This window comes from Methylocystis sp. L43 (assembly GCF_015709525.1).
GTDB lineage: Bacteria > Pseudomonadota > Alphaproteobacteria > Rhizobiales > Beijerinckiaceae > Methylocystis.
This window is the reverse complement of the sequence record NZ_JADNRA010000031.1, coordinates 186,437-207,285: the sequence shown is the minus strand read 5'-3', so window position 1 is coordinate 207,285 and position 20,849 is coordinate 186,437. Positions and strand designations below refer to the sequence as shown.

Annotated in this window: 20 protein-coding genes; 11 read left to right on the top strand and 9 right to left on the bottom strand. The window is 63.8% G+C overall.

The features are described 5' to 3' along the window. Nucleotides 1–96 precede the first annotated feature (96 nt). From IYX23_RS12420 to IYX23_RS12395, 6 genes are all read left to right on the top strand, one after another. The gene (locus tag IYX23_RS12420; RefSeq protein ID WP_196393045.1) at nucleotides 97–549 is read left to right on the top strand and encodes a hypothetical protein; all 453 of its coding nucleotides are present in this window, start codon (nucleotides 97–99) and stop codon (nucleotides 547–549) included. A 53-nt stretch (nucleotides 550–602) separates the two neighbouring features. Further along, nucleotides 603–1,778 carry an ABC transporter substrate-binding protein gene (locus IYX23_RS12415; protein ID WP_196393044.1) on the top strand — a complete coding sequence of 392 codons (1,176 nt, stop codon included), beginning with the start codon at nucleotides 603–605 and terminating at the stop codon, nucleotides 1,776–1,778. A 131-nt stretch (nucleotides 1,779–1,909) separates the two neighbouring features. After that, a complete protein-coding gene (locus tag IYX23_RS12410; protein ID WP_196393043.1) occupies nucleotides 1,910–2,863 on the top strand; it encodes a YVTN family beta-propeller repeat protein in 954 nt (317 codons plus the stop codon). Between the two features lie 28 nt (nucleotides 2,864–2,891). Beyond that, a complete protein-coding gene (locus IYX23_RS12405) occupies nucleotides 2,892–3,653 on the top strand; it encodes an ABC transporter ATP-binding protein (protein ID WP_196393042.1) in 762 nt (253 codons plus the stop codon). A 16-nt stretch (nucleotides 3,654–3,669) separates the two neighbouring features. After that, nucleotides 3,670–4,059 carry a hypothetical protein gene (locus IYX23_RS12400; protein ID WP_196393041.1) on the top strand — a complete coding sequence of 130 codons (390 nt, stop codon included), beginning with the start codon at nucleotides 3,670–3,672 and terminating at the stop codon, nucleotides 4,057–4,059. Nucleotides 4,060–4,099: 40 nt separating this feature from the next. Continuing rightward, complete coding sequence (locus tag IYX23_RS12395; protein WP_196393040.1) at nucleotides 4,100–4,957, top strand: ABC transporter permease; 858 nt, start codon at nucleotides 4,100–4,102, stop codon at nucleotides 4,955–4,957. A 34-nt stretch (nucleotides 4,958–4,991) separates the two neighbouring features. Here the strand turns inward: IYX23_RS12395 and IYX23_RS12390 are convergent, their stop codons facing one another. From IYX23_RS12390 to IYX23_RS12370, 5 genes are all read right to left on the bottom strand, one after another. Further along, nucleotides 4,992–5,873: a hypothetical protein gene (locus tag IYX23_RS12390; RefSeq protein ID WP_196393039.1), complete on the bottom strand. Its 882-nt coding sequence runs from the start codon at nucleotides 5,871–5,873 to the stop codon at nucleotides 4,992–4,994. Between the two features lie 80 nt (nucleotides 5,874–5,953). Continuing rightward, nucleotides 5,954–6,481 (bottom strand): translation initiation factor IF-3, encoded by a 528-nt coding sequence (gene infC / locus IYX23_RS12385; RefSeq protein WP_018408763.1) that lies wholly within the window; start codon nucleotides 6,479–6,481, stop codon nucleotides 5,954–5,956. A 183-nt stretch (nucleotides 6,482–6,664) separates the two neighbouring features. Further along, complete coding sequence (locus IYX23_RS12380) at nucleotides 6,665–7,543, bottom strand: alpha/beta fold hydrolase (RefSeq protein WP_196393038.1); 879 nt, start codon at nucleotides 7,541–7,543, stop codon at nucleotides 6,665–6,667. Further along, the gene (locus tag IYX23_RS12375) at nucleotides 7,540–7,764 is read right to left on the bottom strand and encodes a zinc ribbon domain-containing protein (RefSeq protein WP_196393037.1); all 225 of its coding nucleotides are present in this window, start codon (nucleotides 7,762–7,764) and stop codon (nucleotides 7,540–7,542) included. The genes IYX23_RS12380 and IYX23_RS12375 overlap by 4 nt, the downstream gene beginning before the upstream one ends. A 37-nt stretch (nucleotides 7,765–7,801) precedes the next feature. Continuing rightward, on the bottom strand, nucleotides 7,802–8,362 hold the full coding sequence (locus tag IYX23_RS12370; protein WP_196393036.1) for a hypothetical protein: 561 nt from the start codon (nucleotides 8,360–8,362) through the stop codon (nucleotides 7,802–7,804). Between the two features lie 122 nt (nucleotides 8,363–8,484). On the opposite strand from IYX23_RS12370, the gene IYX23_RS12365 reads away from it, so the two are divergent. Next, on the top strand, nucleotides 8,485–10,224 hold the full coding sequence (locus IYX23_RS12365) for an acyl-CoA dehydrogenase (RefSeq protein ID WP_196393035.1): 1,740 nt from the start codon (nucleotides 8,485–8,487) through the stop codon (nucleotides 10,222–10,224). A gap of 148 nt (nucleotides 10,225–10,372) precedes the next feature. Here the strand turns inward: IYX23_RS12365 and IYX23_RS12360 are convergent, their stop codons facing one another. Together IYX23_RS12360 and IYX23_RS12355 are read right to left on the bottom strand one after the other, a co-directional pair. Next, complete coding sequence (locus tag IYX23_RS12360) at nucleotides 10,373–11,839, bottom strand: glycerol-3-phosphate dehydrogenase (protein WP_196393034.1); 1,467 nt, start codon at nucleotides 11,837–11,839, stop codon at nucleotides 10,373–10,375. A gap of 36 nt (nucleotides 11,840–11,875) precedes the next feature. Continuing rightward, complete coding sequence (locus tag IYX23_RS12355) at nucleotides 11,876–13,204, bottom strand: DEAD/DEAH box helicase (RefSeq protein WP_196393033.1); 1,329 nt, start codon at nucleotides 13,202–13,204, stop codon at nucleotides 11,876–11,878. A 306-nt stretch (nucleotides 13,205–13,510) separates the two neighbouring features. On the opposite strand from IYX23_RS12355, the gene IYX23_RS12350 reads away from it, so the two are divergent. The 3 genes from IYX23_RS12350 to IYX23_RS12340 all read left to right on the top strand — a co-directional run bounded on the left by IYX23_RS12350 (nucleotide 13,511) and on the right by IYX23_RS12340 (nucleotide 17,233). Continuing rightward, entirely contained in the window at nucleotides 13,511–14,224 is a 714-nt protein-coding gene (locus tag IYX23_RS12350; RefSeq protein WP_196393032.1) for an MgtC/SapB family protein, read from the top strand. A gap of 175 nt (nucleotides 14,225–14,399) precedes the next feature. Next, complete coding sequence (locus IYX23_RS12345; protein WP_196393031.1) at nucleotides 14,400–16,022, top strand: ABC-F family ATP-binding cassette domain-containing protein; 1,623 nt, start codon at nucleotides 14,400–14,402, stop codon at nucleotides 16,020–16,022. Nucleotides 16,023–16,162: 140 nt separating this feature from the next. Continuing rightward, a complete protein-coding gene (locus IYX23_RS12340) occupies nucleotides 16,163–17,233 on the top strand; it encodes a DGQHR domain-containing protein (RefSeq protein WP_196393030.1) in 1,071 nt (356 codons plus the stop codon). On the opposite strand, the gene IYX23_RS12335 is transcribed toward IYX23_RS12340, so the two are convergent. Further along, complete coding sequence (locus IYX23_RS12335) at nucleotides 17,192–19,198, bottom strand: glycosyltransferase family 2 protein (protein ID WP_196393029.1); 2,007 nt, start codon at nucleotides 19,196–19,198, stop codon at nucleotides 17,192–17,194. The genes IYX23_RS12340 and IYX23_RS12335 overlap by 42 nt on opposite strands. A 72-nt stretch (nucleotides 19,199–19,270) precedes the next feature. Between IYX23_RS12335 and IYX23_RS12330 the strand changes: the two genes are divergently transcribed. Beyond that, nucleotides 19,271–20,182: a transporter substrate-binding domain-containing protein gene (locus IYX23_RS12330; protein ID WP_196393028.1), complete on the top strand. Its 912-nt coding sequence runs from the start codon at nucleotides 19,271–19,273 to the stop codon at nucleotides 20,180–20,182. Here IYX23_RS12330 and IYX23_RS12325 read toward each other — a convergent pair. Next, on the bottom strand, nucleotides 20,149–20,592 hold the full coding sequence (locus IYX23_RS12325) for an Hpt domain-containing protein (RefSeq protein WP_246716743.1): 444 nt from the start codon (nucleotides 20,590–20,592) through the stop codon (nucleotides 20,149–20,151). The two genes, IYX23_RS12330 and IYX23_RS12325, sit on opposite strands and share 34 nt — an antisense overlap. Nucleotides 20,593–20,849: the final 257 nt, after the last annotated feature.

Here is a 20,849-nt window from a genome sequence, read left to right as displayed (position 1 = left end):
GCCCTGTATGCCGCTGATTTTTTTGCGTGGGCGGCTTTCAGCCTTGAAGGCGCGCGCTAACTCACCGGCCTCCATCCTGCAACATGGAGGTCGGAAATGAAAACATCCCTTCTCTTTGGCGTCACGCTCGGCCTTGCGTGCGCCTTTTCGTTCGGCGGCGCCTACGCCGGCGCTTCCAGCTTAAACGAGAAGCAGAGCTCTCAATATGACCGACAGAGTCGCGACGACAACAACTATTACGGCTACGGCCGCCAGTCCACGGAACGGGACAGCGTATTGGATCTCGGCGACGTGAGGCGCTCGGCGCGAGAGGCGTTCAACGATAAAAAGGAAAACGGCACCGTCACCCTCCGTGACTTCGCGCCCTCCTCAACCTGGGACCGGTTCCGTTCGACCGAACAACTCAACGGCGAAAATTTGAATCGGCGCGAGTTTCTCTCGGCCATCGACGAGATGTTCGATGAGGTCGACCGCAACGGCAACGGCGTTCTCGACCATGATGAGTTGGATACGCCCAAGGGTCGGGCCCTGCTCCGGATCATCAGCTAGGCTGAGCGCCAGACAGACTTGATCCGGTTGCCCGGAGCGGTCATCTAGGGTGTATGAAACGCCTGGTCGCCGCTTTCTGGCTGCTCGCCGCGCTTCCCGCGGCGAGCGAACCCTTGATGACGAAGGTCGGCATGTTGCGCGAGCAACATTCCCAAGAGACCCTCTCGATCCTCGATCTTCCCGCTCCCGACGACGCGCTCGCCGGCGCGCTGCTCGGCGCGGCCGACAACAACACGACGGGAAAATTCACCAACCAGCGATTCGAAACCGTCGATGAAAGTGTCGATGACAGCGCCGACGTCGGCGCTGCGGTCGACGCGCTACTCGACAAAGGCGTCTCATTGATCATCGCCGATCTTTCGGCGGACCGTTTGCTGGCGGCGAGCGACCGCGCCAAAGCCCGCGGCGCGCTTTTGTTCAATATCTCGGCGCCGGACGAACGCCTGCGTGAGGCGGACTGCCGCGCCAATGTCATCCATGTCGCGCCAACGCGGTCGATGCTCGCTGACGGGCTCGCGCAATACCTCATCTGGAAGCAATGGCGCCGCTGGCTTCTTATCAAGGGATCGCATCCGAAAGACGAACTTTTGGCGCAAGCCTTCCGCAACAGCGCCAAGAAATTTGGCGCAAAGATCGTCGAGGAGCGCATCTATGAAGACACCGGCGGCGGACGCCGCAGCGATTCCGGCTCCGTGCAAACTCAACGGCAGATCCCGGTCCTGACGCAGAACGCGCCCGCCTATGACGTGCTGGTCGCCGCAGACGAGACCGAGGTCTTTGGCGGCTATCTTCCCTACCGCACCTGGGACGCGCGTCCCGTGGCGGGCTCCGGCGGGCTCATGCCGGCAAGCTGGGACGCCTCACATGAGCAGTGGGGCGCGCGGCAGTTGCAGAACCGCTTCACCCAGACGTTCCGGCGCCTGATGAATGCGCGAGACAATGCGGCGTGGGTCGCCATGCGGATGGTTGGCGAAGCCACAACGCGCACGGGCTCGAACGACCCCGAGAAGCTCCGCCTCTACCTGCTCGGCAACGACTTCTCCATCGCCGCATTCAAAGGCGTGCGGCTTACGCTGCGGACCTGGAACCAGCAGTTGCGCCAGCCGATCCTGCTTTCCGACCGGCGGATGATCGTCTCCGTTTCGCCGCAGGAGGGCTTTCTCCATCAAACGAGCGAGCTTGACACGCTCGGAGTCGACCAGCCGGAGTCGAAATGCAAATTGAAGTGAAGAACGCCCCCTCCCCACCCCTCCCCCGTTGCCGCGGGAGAGGGAGCAGATTCGGCCCCTCGCTCCTTTTCGCGAAACGCCGATCGTTAGCGTCCCCTCTCCCGCGAAGCGGGGGAGGGACAGGGAGGGGGTTGTTGGTCGCGGCGCTGCTTGCAACTGCGATCGCGCCCGCCCACGCCTACAAGGCCTACGTCAGCAACGAAAAGGGCAATTCCATCACCGTCCTCGATACGGAGAAGCTGGAAGCGACAGCGACCGTGAAGGTCGGCCGACGCCCGCGCGGCATTGCGCTCAACAAGGACGGCTCCGAACTCTATATCTGCGCCGGCGACGACGACGCCATACAGGTGCTCGACACGAAGACGCTCAAGATCACCGGAAAGCTGCCGTCAGGCCCGGATCCCGAGCTCCTGGCGCTCAGTCCCGACGGCGACGTGATTTATGTTTCGAACGAAAACGACAATCTCGTCACGCTGATCGACGTGAAGAAGAAGGAAATGATCGGCGACATTCCCGTCGGCGTCGAACCCGAGGGCATGGCCATCAGTCCCGACGGCAAGTTGCTCGTCAACACTTCGGAAACGACCAATATGGCGCATCTGATCGACACGCAGTCGAAAGAGATCGTCGCGAATATTCTCGTCGATGGGCGTCCGCGTTTCGCCGAGTTCAAGCGGGACGGGTCGGAGCTGTGGGTATCCTCGGAAGTCGGGGGCACCGTCGCGATCATCGATCCCGCGAAACGTGTGTTGAAGCAGAAGATCAGCTTTGACATTCCGGCGATGTCAAAAGAAGCGATACAGCCGATCGGCATTTCATTCACGCGCGACGGAAAACGCGCCTTCGTCGCGCTAGGGCCAGCCAATCGCGTCGCGGTGATCGACGCCGAGACAAAAAAAGTCGAAAAATATCTGCTCGTCGGTCAGCGCGTCTGGCACCTCGCTTTCACGCCCGACGAAAAATATCTGCTCACCGCCAATGGCGTCTCCAACGACGTCTCGGTGATCGACGTCGCATCGCTCAAAGTGGTGAAATCGATCCCGGTCGGGGCTTTCCCCTGGGGCGTCGTCGTGGCGCCGCAATGATAAGCGGGCCTGTGGCGGGACCGCCTCAATGACCGACGCGCTCGCGATCAGAAACGTCAGCCACGCCTATGGGACGCGCAAGGCCCTCGACGACGTCAGTTTTTCCGTTCCGGCCGGCAGCTTCACGGTGCTGCTTGGATTGAATGGCGCGGGCAAGAGCACGCTGTTCTCGCTGATCACGCGGCTCTTTGCGGCGCGCCATGGCGTGATTGACATCTTCGGCCATAACGTCATGCGCGAACCCGGCGCAGCGTTGCGCCAGCTGGGCGTCGTCTTTCAGGCGCGCACGCTCGATCTCGAACTCAGCGTGATGCAGAATCTCCTTTACCACGCAGCCCTGCACGGCATTGGCCCGATCGACGCGCGCCGCCTTGGCCAGGCGGCGCTGTCGCGTGCGGGCCTCGCCGACCGCGCCAAGGACAAAGCGCGCGCGCTGTCGGGCGGACAGATGCGCCGCGTCGAGATCGCGCGCGCGCTGCTGCATGATCCGCGGCTGCTGCTTCTCGATGAGCCTACCGTCGGGCTCGACATCAAGGCCCGCGCCGATCTCCTCGCGCTCGTCCGCGCTCTGGTGCGCGATCAACATCTCGGCGTTTTGTGGACCACGCATCTGGTCGATGAGATCGCCGACGATGATCAGGTGATCATTCTGCATCAGGGCAAGGTGGTCGCGACCGGCCGGGCGCGGGAGATCGTCGCGGCGCAGGGCGCGGCGACCATTGGCGACGCGTTCGCGCGCATGACCCAGACGCACAACCTCGCCCCGCAGAACGGGAAAAAGGTCGGCTGAGAGGAAGAACTCTTAAATGCTCGGCCTGTTGATCGTCCTTACCCTGATCGTGATCGTCTACGTCATTCTATCGCGGAAGCCGCTGCTCTTCGCGCTCCGTGCGGTAGAAGAAGCTGAAGCAAAGATCGTCGACGCGGAGTTCTGCCGCGATGGTGGCGAAAAGCCGCGAGACTATTTTCGTTGCAAGCTCGAATATGTTGTCGAAGGCAGGAGCTATCATTTTTTTGTTGAGCGTCAGTTCGAGCCTCGCATGGACGAACGGGTTATCATCGCTTATCCAAAAGGCCACCCCAAATTGGCGATCGAAGGTTCTCGACGCGATGTCGCGAGCTATCTGACTCGCTACGCCATTATCTCCTTCATTTTTTTAGCGTTCATTGTGCTTGCCCAGGCCACAAGGCAGTGAAGGGGTCACAAATGAAAACTCTTGCGCTGGCGAGCTTGCCATGACCACGGAAGCCGACCTTCCCTCCCCTTCCTCACTCGACGACGAAAGGGGATTCACCCTTCGCCAATATCTCATCTGTCTCTCCGGAGTCGTCTGGCGCGAGGGCCTGCGCTTTCTGCATCAGCGCGAACGCTTCGTCTCGGCGCTTGTGCGCCCGCTCGTCTGGCTCTTCATCTTCGCGGCGGGATTCCGGCAGGTGCTGGGCGTTTCGATCATCCCGCCTTACGAAACTTACGTCCTTTACGAGGTCTATATCGCGCCGGGGCTGATGGCGATGATCCAGCTGTTCAACGGCATGCAGTCCTCGCTCTCGATGGTCTACGACCGCGAAATGGGCAGTATGCGCACGCTGCTCGTCTCGCCCTTTCCACGCTGGTTTCTGCTCGGCTCCAAACTTATGGCCGGCGTCGCCGTCTCGATACTGCAGGTCTACGCCTTCCTGGTGATCGCCTATTTCTGGGAGATCGAGCCGCCAACGAAATGGGGCTATCTGACCCTGCTGCCGGCGCTCGCGCTCAGCGGCCTGATGCTTGGCGCGCTCGGCATGCTGCTGTCATCGCTGATCAAACAGCTCGAAAACTTCGCTGGCGTGATGAATTTCGTGATTTTTCCGATGTTCTTCGCCTCCTCCGCGCTCTACCCGCTGTGGCGCGTGAAGGAGTCGAGCCCCTGGCTCTATTACGTGTGCGAGGTCAATCCGTTCACGCATGCGGTCGAACTGATCCGCTTCGCCTTTTATGAGAAAGTCGAGTGGACCTCGCTCGCGATTGTCTTCGCCTACACGAGCGCGTTCCTGGTCGCGGCAATCCTCGCTTATGATCCAGGACGCGGCATGTTGATGCGCAGGGGCGGTTGAACGACGAGTTAGTCTGGCGACGTCGGCGCCGCGACTATTTCTTCTCGTCCTTCTTCGTGTTCTCCGCCGCGGCCTCTTCGACCACCCCAGGTGGCAGTTTGACGCCAGCGGCGAGCTGAGCGCCGAGCGCGATGGCGCGGGCTTCCGTCAGTCTCAAGGCGCAATAGCCGAAATCCGGCTCGCGCGCATAGGACCGGCATACTTCCTCGCGCCAGGAGGAGAAGCCCGCCTGCTCCTTCACAATGAAGTTGCGGATGGCTTTTTCCTTCTTGTACTGATCGTAAAGCGCGCGGAACGTGCTTCGCAAAGTCTTCTCGACACGCGCGCGGGCGCCGAGCATCTCTTCGCCCTTTTTGGGGTCGATTTCATCCGCGCTCATCCCCCAGAGTCCTTCGGGATCCGCGCGGCAACCCGCGTCCTTCAGTTCACAGGCCTTGCCCTCGTTGGTGACAAGAATCGCGCCGTCGAGAACGTCGAATGTGAAGGCGCAGGCTGGAAATGCGATCTGATAGCGCCGCAATCCGGTCTCGCTCTGGCGGGCCGTGAGCTTCAACGGCGTTCCGGCCACTTCGACTCGGCAGGCTTCGCCGGAGCGCCGCAAATCATCCCCGACGAGCGTGAGCTTGGCGACCTGCAGATCGGCTCCGGCGCGGGAGAAATTTATGGCGCTGCCCTCGCCGTCGCGTTTGATGATTTTTCCGACGATCGCGTCTTCGGCGGGCGCCTTCGGCATGATGGCCGGCCCCGCGGCCGCTCCCATCTCGCCGCCGACGCTTCTTTTCTTTGCGGGACTGGCGACCGTCCCTTCGGGAGTCGGGGCGACCGCCCCCGGGAGCACAAGCTGCGCTCTGGCCGGCGCGACGCCCACAGCAAGCAGCGCCGCCGCCCCGAGAACGCAAGCGCGACGCGCGGTCATCGTGCGAATCCGAAATTCAAACATAGCGATCGCCACCCCTCGGGCCGCAGCCCGGCCCTGCCCTTGCGGCGAGACGCGCGCTATCGAGGCGCCAGCACCATCACCATCTGCCGTCCTTCCATGGACGGTTCGAGTTCGACCTTAGCCAGCGTGGCGGTCTCAGCCTTCACGCGGGATAGAAGCCGATAGCCAATGTCCTGATGCGCGATTTCGCGGCCGCGAAAGCGAAGAGTGACCTTAACCTTGTCGCCTTCTTCGAAGAAGCGGCGCACCGCCTTCATTTTCACGCCGTAATCATGATCGTCGATGCCGGGCCGAAGCTTTATTTCCTTAACCTCGACGACTTTCTGTTTTTTGCGGGCCTCGGCGGCCTTCTTTTGCTCGGCGAAGCGAAAACGCCCGTAATCAAGAATTTTGCAGACGGGGGGCGTGGAATTGGGCGCGATCTCGACGAGATCGAGTCCCGCCGCTTCGGCGATGCCCAGCGCGTCCGGCAATTGGATGACGCCGTGATTTTTCCCCTCGGAATCGATTAGCTGCACTTCTCGCGCGCGAATTTCCCGATTGATGCGCGGCCCTTCCTTCTGGGGGGCTGCGATGCTCTTCATTGGACGGCGAATGGATCATCTCCTTCTCTTGGTCAAAAGCCGGCCGCTGAGCCAAAGGCGCAAAACAGCGACCGCCGGACGCAGGGGGTCCGGGACCATTGAACAGATTCCCACGCCAGCGCGCCAAGTCAACCGTTACTGGCGCCGACACGCTGCTTTTTGCGTCTGCGAGGGTCGAATATTTTATACAAAGCCCAAAATCAGCTCGTTAACTTTTTCCGGCGCGTCTTCGGGCGTCCAATGCGACACGCCTGGCAGCCGCTCGATCCGCAGATCGCGAACATAGCGTTCCGTGCCGTCAAGACAGGACTCGCCGAGCGCCACATCCTGCATCCCCCAGACCACAAGCGTCGGCGCATCTATCGGTTCATCGAGGTCTTCCGCCGCCAGAATGTCACGTCCGGCGGCGCGATACCAATTGAGCATGGCGCTGGCGGCGCCCGGCGCCGCGACATTGGCGCGGTAGATGTCCATCGCCTCTTTCGAAAAGACGCCGTCCCGGCCTGCGGCCCGTTGCATCAGCCACGCGGCGCCGGCGCCGCGCCGCGCGGACAGCAGTCGTTCAGGCAGCCAGGGCAGCTGAAAGAAGGCCGCATAGGCGGACTTCAGCTTCTGACTCCATTCCTGTTCGAGCGCGCGCCGGAAGCACAGGGGGTGCGGAATATTCAGAGCGACGAGAGCGTCGATCTTCCGCAGCTTGCGAATGGCGACGACCCAAGCGAGGAAACCGCCCCAGTCGTGGCCGATAAGCGAGACCGAGGCGGGATTGGCGGCGTCGATCAATCGGGCGACGTCGGCCGTCAGCGCCTCGAGGGAATAGGCGTCTTTCTCCGCCGGGCGCGTCGTGGCTCCATAGCCGCGCTGATTGACCGCCCAAACGCGATATCCGGCGGCGGCGAGCGGTCCGACGAGATGACGCCACATGACGGCGTGCTGGGGAAAGCCGTGCAAGAGCAGCGCGAGCCGATCGCCCGCGCCGGCCTCGAAAACCTCGAACTCAATTCCGTTAGCTGGAACGACCAGGCGACGCGCCCCGAGTAGCGTCGCCGCCGCGGACGTCACACCTGTCCCGCCAACGCCGGGCAGCTCGGACAGGGCGACCCGCCCGCCATCGCGGCGCAGCTCTCCGCAGACTCGCCGCCCGCGGCGGGACGCGCGATCAGCGACAACTGGCGCTCGACATGGGCGCCGCCGCACGCGGGGCACTCGGGAATCTCGTCAAAACGCGACAGGGTCTCGAACTGATGCGCGCAGTCACTGCAGCGATAGGCGAAAAGCGGCATTTGTCCCTCGGTCCGCCGAATTGACGATCCGCCGATTTTACCGGCCGGAGCGCCTCACGCAAGGCGGCGATTCGACATAGGCGAGCATCCACCGCGCCCGTCGCGCAACGGCGGGATCGCCGCCCGCCGCTCGACTCCGCAGCTCCTCTCGCAAGCCTGGGTGATTGACCTTTGTGGCCAGTCGGCAATAGCGCCGAAACTCCTGCGACGCGCGCCGCTCGACGATCGCGAGAGCAACCGCGCGCAGGCGCTTCGCCTGATGCTCGGTCAGCGCCATGCGGTTGATGAAACGAATGAGATCGGCCTTGGCGTAGCCAGAGCCGAAAAACATCGGATCGGCTTCAAGAAAGCGAATCACGCCCTCGAGTCCCCGCGCGTCGCCTGCTTTCAGTCGTTCGAGATCCTCTCCGAAATCACCCGGATAGGCGAGGCGCAATGCGTCATGAAAGCGCGCGATCGCCGCCTTCCAGGCGATCGTCGCAGGATCTTCCTCGTCATTGCGATTCTGGAGGCGCGCGAAAGTGCGGCCGATTTCCTGATGCGCCGCGCGCGCCGCCGCCGCCCGCTCCTCGTAATTGAAGCGCCCTTTCTTACCCATACATCTGCGAATGCCGGACCCATGAGGCGAAATATGCGTTTTGACGCACATGGAGGAGATGGCCCGCGCGTTCGCGCTGGCGCGCTAGATTCCGTGCAACGATTCGGATTGGAGAAAATCGGATGACCTACCGCGCGCCGCTCAACGACATTGTTTTTGCGCTTCGCCTCGCGGCCGGCGAAGGCGCGATCGAGGCCGACGGCGCCTACCGCGATCTCGCCGACGGCGTCGCCGAACAGACGCTGGCCGAGGCGGCCAAATTCGCCGAACAGGTTCTGCTGCCGCTCGATCAGATCGGCGATCGCGTGGGCGCGACATACGCCAATGGCCCCGTCACGACGCCTCCCGGCTGGCGAGAGGCCTATGCGCAATGGCAGGAAGGCGGCTGGAACGCCATCGCGGCGGGCGAGAACTATGGCGGACTGGATCTCCCTGCCCTGCTCAACGCCGGCTGCACGGAGATCTGGAACGCCGCCAATATGGCTTTCGCCGTCTGCCCGCTGCTCGGCCATGGCGCGATCGAGGCGATGGAGGCGCATGCGAGCGACGCGCTGAAGGACGTCTATCTGCGCAGAATCGTCAGCGGCGAATGGACCGCGACGATGAATCTGACGGAGCCCGGCGCCGGCTCCGATCTCGGATTGATGCGCACGCGCGCCGAACGCGCGCCCGACGGCTCCTACCGACTCTTCGGTCAGAAGATCTTCATCACCTATGGCGAGCACGATCTTGCGCCGAACATCGTGCATCTCGTCCTGGCGCGTCTTCCCGACGCTCCCCCCGGCACGCGCGGCATTTCGCTTTTCCTGGCGCCGAAATTCCTGCCCGACGAAACGGGCGGCCTCACGCGCCGCAATGATGTGCGGTGCGCCGGCATCGAACACAAGCTCGGAATTCATGGTTCGCCGACCTGCACCATGATCTATGGCGATGAGGGCGGCGCGGTCGCCTATCTGCTTGGCGAGGAGAACAAAGGCCTCGCCTGCATGTTCACGATGATGAACAACGCCCGCCTCTCGGTCGGACTGCAAGGCGTGGCGCTCGCCGAACGCGCGACGCAAAAGGCGCTCGGATACGCGCGCGAGCGCAAGCAGGGGCGCGCGCCCGGCGCCAAGGAGACGAGCGCCATCATCGAGCATCCAGACGTCGCGCGCATGCTGCTGACCATGGCGAGTTCAACGGCGGCGGCGCGGGCGATCTGCTACGAGACGGCCGCCGCGATCGATCGCGCGCATCGCGACAGCGATCCGGCGCGCGCGGCGGCGGCGCATGAACGCGCCTCTCTCCTGACGCCTGTCGCCAAGGCGTTTTCGACCGATATCGCCAATGAGACGACGTCGCTCGCGGTGCAGGTCTTTGGCGGCATGGGCTATATCGAGGAGACCGGCGTCGCCCAGCTCATGCGCGACGCGCGCATCTGCGCCATCTACGAAGGCACCAACGGCATTCAGGCGATTGATCTCGTGACGCGCAAGATTCGCGGCGGCGACGGCGTGGCGCTCGCGCGCGAGATCGACGACATGCGCGCCATCGCTGGCGAAGCCGATGTTTCACGCGAGGCGTTGCGCGAGACCGTCGAGGCGCTGGCGCAGGCGAGCGCTTTTCTCACCAAAGCCGAACTCGCCGACGCGCTCGCCGGCGCGACGCCCTATCTGCGCCTCTTCGCGCTCGCGCGCGGCGCGACGCTACTCGTCAAGGGGGCGAAGCGCGCGCAACGCGAATCCGATTCTAATGCGGCGCGCTACGCCGCGCTCGCCCGCTTCTTTGCCGAAAATATCGCGATCGCCGCGCCCGGATTGGCGAAGACCGTGATCGACGGCGGCGCTTCGGTGAACGAGTCGCATGCGGCGCTTGGGGAATGACGCCCCCTCCCCAACCCTCCCCCGCTTCGCGGGAGAGGGAGCGGGCCGCGCCTCGCATCGTCATTTCGCGCATGCCCGCGCGACTCCCGTTCGGGAAAAGCTGATCGCTGGGGTCCCCTCTCCCGCGGGGGAGGGACAGGGAGGGGGGTCAGGCGCCGATAAACTCCCGCAACGCCTGTTGCTGCGCGTCGCTCATATGAAGACCGAGCTTGGAGCGGCGCCAGAGAATGTCGGCAGCGGTCCGCGCCCTTTCTTTTTCGCGCAGATAGGCGATCTCCGCCTCGGTCAGGCCGCAGCCGAAGTCGCGGCCAAGATCGCTCAACTTCCGCGCATCCTTCAATATATCGACGACTCGCGTTCCATAGGCGCGCGCAAGGCGCAGCGCCAACGCATCTCCTAAAAAGGGCTTGTCGCGTTTGAGATCGGCAAGAAAGCTCTCGAAGCCCTCCGGCATGTCGCCGCCGGGAAAGATCGCGTCCGCCGTCCAGGCCTCGCCATGCGCGGGAAGAAAGCGCGAGAGTTCGCTCAGCGCATGTTCGGCGAGCCGGCGCGCCGTCGTGATCTTGCCGCCGAAAATCGACAGCGACGCCGCCGCGTCTTCCGGCGCATCAAGATCGAAAGCATAGTCACGCGTCACGACCGAAGCTTTCAGCGCCCCGTCGTCGTAGAGCGGCCGAAGCCCCGCGTAGCTCGACACGATATCGTCGCGGGTCGCAGGAACGCGCAAGAAATGGTTGAGCGAATTAAGCAGATAGTCCGTCTCTGCGTCGCTGATCGCCACGGCGCCGGGCGGACCTTCATAGGAGACGTCCGTGGTGCCTATGAGCGTGAACTCGCGCTCATAGGGGATCGCAAAGACAATGCGCCCGTCGGGGTTCTGCAAAATATAGGCGTGCGCGCCTTCGAAGAACTTTCTCAGAACGAGATGCGAGCCCTTCACGAGCCGCACATGTTTGCGTGAAGGGATGCGCAGCGCGTCTTCGATCACCTGCGAGACCCAGGGGCCGGCGGCATTGACCAGCGTGCGCGTTTGAATCGTCTCGCCGTCCGCGAGCGTCGCCCGCCAGCGGTCGCCCTGTCGCGCTGCGTGAACAAGCCTTGCGCCAACGCTGATCGTCGCGCCGCGTTCCGCCGCGTCGCGCGCGTTCAACACAACGAGGCGCGAATCGTCCACCCAGCAATCAGCGTAAGTGAAGCCGACGCGGTAAGCGTCGCGCAGCGGCGCGCCAAGCGCATCCTGCGAAAGCCTCACCATATGCGAGGCTTCGAGGCGCTTGCGGCGCGCAAGATGGTCGTAAATGAAAAGTCCGAGACGCAGCAGCCAGACGGGCCGCAGCCCCTTCTCATAGGGCAGGACGAATTTTAACGGCCAGATGATGTGCGGCGCGGCGGCGAGCAGCAGTTCGCGTTCGGCCAGCGCTTCATGCACGAGTCGAAATTCATAGAGCTCGAGATAGCGCAGACCGCCATGGATGAGCTTCGTCGACGCGGACGACGTGCCTTGCGCGAGATCGCCCTGCTCGACAAGCCTGACGGCGAGGCCGCGGCCGGCGGCGTCACGAGCAATGGCGCAGCCGTTGATCCCGCCGCCGACAATGAGAAGATCGTAGATCATGGCCGCCCTCGATTCGAAGCGGCCATGACTATAGCGTTAAACCTGCGGACGGTTCGCCTGCTTATGACGCGCGCCGCCATTTGCGGGGCGCTTCTGTCCATTGAAAGAGGCGCCCGGTCGCTTTGCCGCGGGACGCTGTCCCTCGCGCCGCGGATGCTGCGCGCCGTTGCGATGCGGCGCCGGCGAATTCGGCCTCTTCGGCGCCGGGCGCGCGGAGTCGCCGTCATCCTGGCGGGCGCCTTCGGCGCGCCGGTCAGTGAATTCAAGCGTCTGACGCGTCAGCTTCTCGATCGCGCGCAGCAACGGCCGCTCGCCATTGTCGCAGAGCGAAATCGCCTGACCGGTCGCGCCGGCCCGCGCAGTGCGGCCGATGCGATGCACATATGCTTCCGCGACTTCCGGCAATTCGAAATTGACGACATGCGTCACGCCGTCGACGTCGATGCCGCGCGCGGCGATATCGGTCGCGACAAGCACCCGCGTACGGCCCTTGCGGAAACCGTCTAGGGCGCGCAGCCGCTGGCTCTGGCTCTTGTTGCCGTGGATCGCGTCGGCGCCGACGCCGGCGCTCTCCAGATGCTGCGCGACGCGATCGGCGCCGCGCTTGGTGCGCGTAAACACGATCGCGCGCGAAATCTCGCGGTCGTTCAACAGTTCGACGAGCAGGTCGCGCTTGGCGCCGCCCGAGACGAGATAGACATGTTGCGCGACACGCTCGGCGGTGGTCGCCGCCGGCGTCACCGAGACTTTCGTCGGATCGCGCAGCATGTCGTCCGCGAGCGCGGAGATCTCGCGCGGCATCGTCGCCGAGAACAGCAGCGTCTGCCGTTGCTTGGGCAATTTCGCGACGATCTGGCGGATCGGAACGATAAATCCGAGATCGAGCATATGGTCGGCTTCGTCGAGAACGAGCACTTCGGTCGTCCCCAGCTTCAAACGGCCGCTGCCGAGATGATCGAGCAGACGCCCGGGCGTCGCCACCAGAACGTCGAGGCCGCGCGCCAGCATTTCATTTTGCGGACGATGCGACACGCCGCCGACGATGACGCCGACGCTTGGGCGAAAGAAATGGCCGTAAGAGCGGAAACTGTCGGCGATCTGCGCCGCGAGTTCGCGCGTCGGCGCGAGAATCAGCGCGCGCGCCGTGTTGGGCGCCGGGCGCCGCTTATCGGCGAGCAGCCGGTGCAGGATCGGCAGAGCGAAAGCCGCCGTCTTGCCGGTGCCGGTCTGGGCCACGCCGAGAAGGTCGCGACCTTGCAGAAGCGCGGGAATCGCCTGCGCTTGGACCGGGGTGGGAGTTGTGTAGCCTTCGCGCTCAAGCGCGCGGAGCAGGATCTCGTTCAAGCCGAGATCGGAGAATGTCATCACTTCAGTTGTTGCTTTCAGTTGTCGATTCGAGCCACGAGGACCGGCGAGGAGAGCGCCAGCTCAGGACCAAAAAAGAGTCGGCCCCGCGTAACGGGCCTCGGCGTGGGAAAAGGGGGCGCTCGACAGCTCGTCGACGAAAACGTCAACCTACGCGGCTGGAGCGCCTCATGCTGCGGCGCAGCGCAGTCTTCATACAGGAGCGTCGCCTCAGGGTCAACTTTCCGCGAGATCGCGGCGTCGGCCGCGACAAGCTTCGTCCCGGCTTCTATAAGCCAAACAGCGGAACGCCGGTGGATTTAGACCATGAACGCCATTGCAAATTTCGACAGCGCGGAAATTCTCAATACGTTTGTGTCGCTGCTCGTGGCGTTCGTTCTCGGGACCGCGATCGGCGCGGAGCGCCAGTATCGGCAACGCACCGCCGGGTTGCGGATTAACGCTCTCGTCGCGCTCGGCGCGTCCGCTTTCGTCGACCTCGGCATGCGGCTCATGGGCAATCAGGGCGCGACCCAGGTGCTGGCCTATGTGGCGTCGGGCGTCGGCTTTCTCGGCGCCGGCGTGATCATCAAGGAAGGCATGAATATCCGCGGACTGAGCACGGCGGCGACCGTCTGGTGCTCGGCGGTGACGGGCGGCTTCGCCGGCGCCGATCGCCCGGCGGAAGCCTTATTGCTCGCGGGTTTCGTGCTCGCCGGCAACACGATCCTTCGACCGCTCGTGCGTCTGATCGAACGTACGCCGATCGACGAAACCGCGACGGAAGCGATCTATGAAGTCCGCGTCACCACGAGCGGCGCCCGACGCGACGCCATTCGGGACACTTTGATCGAGCGGCTCGAAGCCGCCTCTTATCCGATCCAGGACATTGCTGAGAACGAACGTGAAGACGACGTGGAGATCGTCGCGACGCTCGCGACGTCGAGCGCAACGGGCGGACAGCTTGACGCGGTGGTCGACGCGCTCGCCGCCCTCGCCGGCGTCTCGCACGCGACCTGGTCCTCGCGAACGAGCGATTGAAATCGCGCCGCGAGTAAGCAGCGCCGCCCTCGCCCCGCGGTTCACGATTTTGACCCTGAGCGGACGCTTCCGTCGAAGCTTAGCCGAGACGGCTTGCGATTCGGGAATGCTCTTCCGCTGGCGCGCCGCATGGCCTAATGGCTACCCAAACTTCCTTTCCGGGCCCCCTGCACACATGATTCGTCTCGAAAACATCGGCAAACAGAACGGTCATCAGATCCTCTTCATCGACGCCTCCGCGACGCTGCTTAAGGGCGAGAGAGTCGGCCTCGTCGGCCCCAATGGGGCCGGCAAGACGACGCTTTTCCGCATGATTACGGGACAGGAGCATCCCGACGAGGGCCAGGTGGCCGTCGATCGGGGCGTGACCATCGGCTACTTCAATCAGGACGTCGGCGAGATGTCTGGCCGCAGCGCCGTGTCCGAGGTGATGGACGGCGCGGGTCCGGTCAGCGCGGTGGCGTCCGAGCTGAAGCAGCTCGAGGACGCCATGGTCGATCCTGACCGGGCGGACGACATGGAAGAAATCATCGAGCGTTACGGCGAGGTGCAGGGGCGCTTCGAGGAACTCGACGGCTACGCCCTGGAAGGCCGCGCGCGCGAAATCCTCGCGGGCCTGAGTTTCACTCAGGAGATGATGGACGGCGACGTCGGCGCGCTGTCGGGCGGATGGAAAATGCGCGTGGCGCTCGCCCGCATCCTCATCATGCGCCCCGACGCCATGCTTCTCGACGAGCCGAGCAACCATCTCGACTTGGAGAGCCTGATCTGGCTGGAGGAGTTCCTTAAAGCCTATGAGGGCGTGCTGCTGATGACGTCGCACGACCGCGAGTTCATGAACCGCATCGTCACCAAGATCGTGGAAATCGACGGCGGCGCGTTGACCACCTATTCGGGCAATTACGTGTTCTACGAGCAACAACGCGCGCAGAACGAGAAGCAGGCGCAGGCGCAATTCGAGCGTCAGCAGGCGATGCTCGCCAAGGAAATCAAGTTTATCGAGCGGTTCAAGGCGCGCGCATCGCACGCCGCGCAAGTGCAGAGCCGCGTGAAGAAGCTCGAGAAGATCGACAGGGTCGAGCCGCCCAGGCGCCGCCAGACGGTTTTGTTCGAATTCCCGCCAGCGCCGCGCTCCGGCGACGACGTGATCACCCTGAAGAACGTGCACAAGAGCTACGGCGCGCGGAGAATTTACGAGGGACTGAATTTTCAAGTGCGCCGCAATGAGCGGTGGTGCGTCATGGGCGTCAACGGCGCGGGCAAGTCGACGCTGCTGAAATTGGTGGCGGGCTCCTCGCTGCCGGACGACGGCGCCGTCGCCCAGGGCGGCAGCGTGAAAATGGGGTATTTTGCGCAGCACGCGATGGAGTTGCTCGATGGCGAGCGCACCGTGTTCCAGTCGCTGGAGGACTCGTTCCCTCAGGCAGGACAGGGTTCGCTGCGCACGCTGGCCGGCTGCTTCGGCTTCTCCGGCGACGATGTGGAGAAGAAATGCCGGGTGTTGTCGGGCGGCGAGAAAGCGCGACTCGTCATGGCGAAAATGCTTTACGACCCGCCGAACTTTCTCGTGCTGGACGAACCCACGAACCATCTGGACCTTGCGACCAAGGAGATGCTCATCACGGCGCTGTCGCAATATGAGGGCGCCATGCTGTTCGTCTCGCACGATCGTCACTTCCTGGCCGCGCTATCCAATCGGGTGCTGGAACTGACGCCCGACGGCGTTCACGTTTATGGCGGCGGCTACACGGAATATGTGGCGCGCACGGGCCATGAGGCGCCCGGCCTCCGTAGCTGACGGCAGGTGACCCGCCTCCCGCTGTCAACCCGTCTTGCTCCTGACTCTTTTCCCGCTTAGCGTCTTCGTCCGAGTGCCGGTCGATTCGTCGAGTCAGCTGTCGTGAACGCTGAAAGTTCACGCTTCCGAGGGATCAGAACATGGATCGGGACACGCATAGCGACATCGCTGAGTCCGCCCCCCTGGCGGACGAAGGGGCCGAATATCGCTCCTCCGCTTCCGCCGCCGGCAAAACGTCAATCAGCGCGCCGGCGCAACTCGTCTCCCAGGGCAAGCACCGCTTTTACGCGCTGGTGCTGCCGAGCAGCCTGCTCGCCGAAACCTGCACGGTCGAACCGAGGGTCGAGAATCCGGAAGAGGGCTTCCAGCGCCTGCTGGATCCAAAGCGCGCCACTTCAATCGCCAAATATATCGACGCCGGATTCGGCACGGTTCCGGGCGCCGTCGTGCTGTCGGCGCAGTCGCGCGCGCATATGCATTATGACCGCGCCGCCGGAACCCTGACATTCCGGCAGGACCCCCGCGCCTTCCTGATTATCGACGGACAGCACCGCATCTTCGGCTTCAAACTGGCGAAGCATGCGGTCGACGTCCCCGTGGTGATCTACAACAAGCTGAAGCGTTCGGAAGAATGCCGGCTGTTCATGGACATCAACACCAAGCAGCGGCCGGTGCCCAATGAGCTGTTGCTCGACATCCGCCGCCTCTCGGAAGTCGAGACGAAAGCCGACGCGCTGCTGCACGACGTCTTCGATCTTTTTCACACACGCGAGGACAGCGCTCTCAAGGGGCTGCTCAGCCCAGCGGAGCGGCGCAAGGGCACGATTTCACGCGTCACCTTCAACGCCGCGCTGCGCTCGATCAAGGGCGCCTTCGTCGACGCGCGGGCCGAGGAAGTTTATGCGGTGCTTAACGCCTATTTGCGCGCCTGCCGGCACGGTCTCGGATTGCACAACGCCGATGAGCAGATCACCCATCCGGCCCTGTTCAAGGCGCTGGCGCTGCTGTTCGCCAATGTCGCCGAGCGGGTCGCCGATCGCCACGGCGGAAAATACACGGTGACGAATTTCGAGGACGTGCTCATTCCCTTCTTCAAGCGATTGAAGAAATCGGATCTGCCGCGCGCCGGCATGAGCCATGTCGCGCTGCATGAGCATTACGGCAAGGCGCTAAGCGCCGGCTTCCTGATCAAACAGTGGCTCTTCTCTTGAGACGAATGGATCGACTTCCGTTTCCACATCGGGAACGCTGCGCATGGTGAGTCCATGCTCGGTCTTTTCCCAATGGAAGGGACGCCGCCAGAGTTCATAAAGCGCGCGCCAGGCGGCGATGCTCAGCATCATCAGCCACGCGGGCAGATAGATCAGCGCACGGCGAAACCGCGTCAGGCCGCAACGGCGCATCCCCATGGCGAGCGGCAAGATCAGGGAGATTGCGCCGGCGATCGCCAGAAAGCACCACAGCGTGCTCAAAGCGATTTCAAGCGGCCCGGCCGGCGCCAACAGAGCCCCAAAGATCGCATCATAGGCCACGCGCGCCGCCAGGAACGGGCCGAGCAAGGGACCAAACAATCCGCTGGCGAACATTGCGAGCACTGCGATCGCGCGCCGCGAGCCGAGATCGACGAAAAGCCGCATGGGCCGGCGGCAATGCACGATAAATGTCTGCATCCAGCCTTTGAACCAACGCGTGCGCTGTTTCACCAGCGCGCCGAAGACCGCCGGCGCCTCTTCGAAGGTTTGCGAGCCGAAGGTCCGCACCTCAAAGCCCGCGCGGGCGAGCCGCAGGCCGAGATCCGCGTCCTCGGTCACGTTGAACGCATCCCAGAAGCCAATGTCGCGCAAAGCCTCGATGCGGAAATGGTTCGACGTGCCGCCGAGAAAGAGCGGCATCCCCATCGCTGCGAGGCCCTTGTTGTAGACGTCAAAAAGCGCCGCATATTCAAGCGCGAACATCGCCGTCATCCAATTCAGCTCGCCATTGTCGATGACAAGGCTCGCCTGCAGGCAAGCGACGCTCGGCGGCGCGGCGGCGAAGAGCGTCGCGGCGCGGCGCAATTGGCGTGGCTCGGGCAAATCCTCCGCGTCAAACACCGCGACGAGCGATCCGCGCGCGAGCGGCATGGCGACGTTGAGGGCGCGCGGCTTGGTGCGCGGGGCGCCCTCGGGCGCAATCACGATCTCGTGCGGCGCATGCGGCGGATGCGCGCGCAACGCCGCAGCCGTTGGTTCATCGTCGGCTTCGATAACGAATTTTATGTCGAGCTTGGCTCTCGGATAGTCCAAACGGTCGATCGCTCGAGCGAGCTGGCGCGCCACGGCGGCTTCTTGATAAAGCGCAAGCACGATCGTGTAGATCGGCAGTTGCGCGTCGCTTTCGAGCGGTTCCGCGTCGGCGCAGCGTTGCAGGCTCGCCACGCAGGCGAAAAGCCTCAGAAACACGCCGCAAAAGAACACGCCTGCGAGAAGCAAGGACGATGCAAGGCGTAGAAAGAAGAAGGGCGCGTAAAGACTCGCCGCCAGTCCGACCAGCGCGACGAGCAGCAGTCCCACCTGTCCGCGCCGAAGGCCGCCGCGCGCGCATAGCTCCCTGTCCACGCGCTCGACGAGAAAGGCCGCGTTGCGCGCGACGTTGGCCGGATCGGCGCGGCGCACCGCCTCCAAGAACCGCGTCCGTGTCGTGATGGCGAAGAGCGGCCGGCCTCTTGCCGCACGCCGCGCGCTCATCAACCGGAAGACGCCGCTGCCGCTCGGCGCGAACAGCCACAGATATCCGCTCGAGGGATCCCGAACCCGCGCGTAGCCGCATTCGGCCGTCACAACGCCCGACGCGGCGACGTCGACAGAACTGTCGATAAAGTCGACGTTGAGATGCTTCGCCAGCGCGCGATAGAAGACATCCTCGCAGACGAGCCCTTCGGCGAGCAGCGCTTCGTCGGCGCAAACGCCCTGGCGGCGCGCCGTCGCGGCGGCGAATTGCAGCACTTGCTCCGGCACGCCATGCGCCGAGAGAAAGGCGATTTCGACGGGTATGGGTCTCGATACGGTCGAACGCGGCGGCGGCCGGCGAACGGGCGAGGAATCAGCAAGCGCCCGGCGTCTGAAAGGCTGAGAAGGAAGTTCGTCCTTGATCTGCGAAGCAGAGGAAGCAACACTATCGATCGGCACGAAATTCATGCAATAAATCCGGCAAGCGCACGCAGCCTGCGCGCGACTATCGACCTCCAGCAAGGGCCACGCAATCCTTTTATGCGCCGTCTCACTCAGCCGCGCCGACCCCGTCTTCTCGCCTCCATCCGTGCGGCGCTCGCCGTGCTGTTCCTGACGTCCAGCTTCGCGGCTGCGGCGGCTGACGGGGCGCCGCCCGCGCCGGCGCCCCCCGCGTCGACGCCGCCGGCCGCGAATGCGCCCTCATTTTGGGACCCCAACCGCACGCCGGAAAAGCCGGACGTCTCCGGACTGCGCCAGATCCGCTTTCTGACGGAGGACGACTATCCGCCGTTCAATTTTCTGCTCTCGGATGGGCAGGTCGCCGGCTTCAACGTCGATCTCGCCAGGGCGATCTGCGTCGAACTCGACACCGCCTGCACGATCCAGCGGCGGCGGTGGGATCTGCTCGTTCCCTCGCTCAACGACAATAGCGGCGACGCGGTCATCGCTTCGCTCGCGATCAACGATGAAACTCGAAAACAGGTCGATTTTTCGGGACCTTACATGCTGACGCCCGGCCGGTTCGCCATGCAGGCCGATACGACCCTGACGTCGGCGTCTCCCGCCGCTCTCGCCGATCGGCCGATCGCGGTGGTCGCGGGCTCGCGACACGAGGCGTTTCTGCAAGCCTTCTATCCGCGCTCGACCTTGGTGACGTTCGAAACGCCTGCCCTCGCCCGCAACGCGCTCAAGAACGGCCGCGTTCAGGCGGTTTTCGGCGACGCGATCGCGCTATCCTACTGGCTGAACGGGGCCGAGGCGGCCGGCTGCTGCGTTTTTCGCGATGGCCCCTTCACCGATCCGAAATATTTCGGCGAGGGCGTCGGCATCGCCGTGAAAAAAGGCAATGCGCCGCTGCGCCGGGCGCTGGATTATGCGCTCTCCCGACTCGCCCAGCGGGGCGTATTCGCCGAGCTTTATTTGAAATATTTCCCCGTGGGGCCGTTCTGAGCCGCGCCGCCCAGCAGTAGGGCGATGGCGCCGCGCGCGCGTCCGATGGCGGCGCCCAGCATCTCAGCCTTTTCGGCGACGCTCACATCGGCGCTGCGCAGCGCCTGTTCGTACGCCTCCGCCGCGCGTCCCACCTCAAAGGCGCCGATCGCCCGCGCCGACCCTTTGACGGTATGCGCGAGCGCGATGCGCCAGTCGGCGTCGCCCTGCGCGGCGAGCGCGCGCAAGCGTTTCGCAAATTGCGCCGCCTGTGCGTCGAAAAGTCCCAGCAGCTCCCGTTCGAGATCATGGTCGCCGAACGTCTGCCGCGAGAGATGGACAAGGTCGATCGGCGCCTCCCCGTCAAGCTCGGAAAACGGCTGCGGCTGAGCTTGGCAATTAACAAACGTGGAGTCCGCCAGTTTCGCCATCCCCATTCCTGTTCCCCTTGATATCTATCGCAAAGCGGTTCGTTTTGCAGTCCGCCGGAAAGGTCCGCCAGAAGGTCGCCCAACATCGAGACTGACGCGTCGACCCTGAAGGGCGCGTTAACGAAGTTTCCCGATACGGCCCGAGCGCATGTTTCAATTGCCCCGGATGGGCTGTAAAGTTTGGTTAATCTTTATTCAATGGCGGTCGCTGAGCGGTGGGCCGTGAAATCGGCCGGGCGACACGCGTCTGCGCCGCT

Excerpts from the sequence above, each read along its gene's own strand:
- IYX23_RS12345 (WP_196393031.1), top strand. The coding sequence starts at position 14,400 with ATGATTCGTCTCGAAAACATCGGCAAACAGAACGGTCATCAGATCCTC.
- IYX23_RS12335 (WP_196393029.1), bottom strand. The coding sequence starts at position 19,198 with ATGAATTTCGTGCCGATCGATAGTGTTGCTTCCTCTGCTTCGCAGATC.
- IYX23_RS12340 (WP_196393030.1), top strand. The coding sequence starts at position 16,163 with ATGGATCGGGACACGCATAGCGACATCGCTGAGTCCGCCCCCCTGGCG.
- IYX23_RS12420 (WP_196393045.1), top strand. The coding sequence starts at position 97 with ATGAAAACATCCCTTCTCTTTGGCGTCACGCTCGGCCTTGCGTGCGCC.
- IYX23_RS12375 (WP_196393037.1), bottom strand. The coding sequence starts at position 7,764 with ATGCCGCTTTTCGCCTATCGCTGCAGTGACTGCGCGCATCAGTTCGAG.
- IYX23_RS12330 (WP_196393028.1), top strand. The coding sequence starts at position 19,271 with ATGCGCCGTCTCACTCAGCCGCGCCGACCCCGTCTTCTCGCCTCCATC.
- IYX23_RS12390 (WP_196393039.1), bottom strand. The coding sequence starts at position 5,873 with ATGACCGCGCGTCGCGCTTGCGTTCTCGGGGCGGCGGCGCTGCTTGCT.
- infC (WP_018408763.1), bottom strand. The coding sequence starts at position 6,481 with ATGAAGAGCATCGCAGCCCCCCAGAAGGAAGGGCCGCGCATCAATCGG.
- IYX23_RS12365 (WP_196393035.1), top strand. The coding sequence starts at position 8,485 with ATGACCTACCGCGCGCCGCTCAACGACATTGTTTTTGCGCTTCGCCTC.
- IYX23_RS12325 (WP_246716743.1), bottom strand. The coding sequence starts at position 20,592 with ATGGCGAAACTGGCGGACTCCACGTTTGTTAATTGCCAAGCTCAGCCG.
- IYX23_RS12360 (WP_196393034.1), bottom strand. The coding sequence starts at position 11,839 with ATGATCTACGATCTTCTCATTGTCGGCGGCGGGATCAACGGCTGCGCC.
- IYX23_RS12350 (WP_196393032.1), top strand. The coding sequence starts at position 13,511 with ATGAACGCCATTGCAAATTTCGACAGCGCGGAAATTCTCAATACGTTT.
- IYX23_RS12405 (WP_196393042.1), top strand. The coding sequence starts at position 2,892 with ATGACCGACGCGCTCGCGATCAGAAACGTCAGCCACGCCTATGGGACG.
- IYX23_RS12370 (WP_196393036.1), bottom strand. The coding sequence starts at position 8,362 with ATGGGTAAGAAAGGGCGCTTCAATTACGAGGAGCGGGCGGCGGCGGCG.
- IYX23_RS12395 (WP_196393040.1), top strand. The coding sequence starts at position 4,100 with ATGACCACGGAAGCCGACCTTCCCTCCCCTTCCTCACTCGACGACGAA.
- IYX23_RS12415 (WP_196393044.1), top strand. The coding sequence starts at position 603 with ATGAAACGCCTGGTCGCCGCTTTCTGGCTGCTCGCCGCGCTTCCCGCG.
- IYX23_RS12400 (WP_196393041.1), top strand. The coding sequence starts at position 3,670 with ATGCTCGGCCTGTTGATCGTCCTTACCCTGATCGTGATCGTCTACGTC.
- IYX23_RS12355 (WP_196393033.1), bottom strand. The coding sequence starts at position 13,204 with ATGACATTCTCCGATCTCGGCTTGAACGAGATCCTGCTCCGCGCGCTT.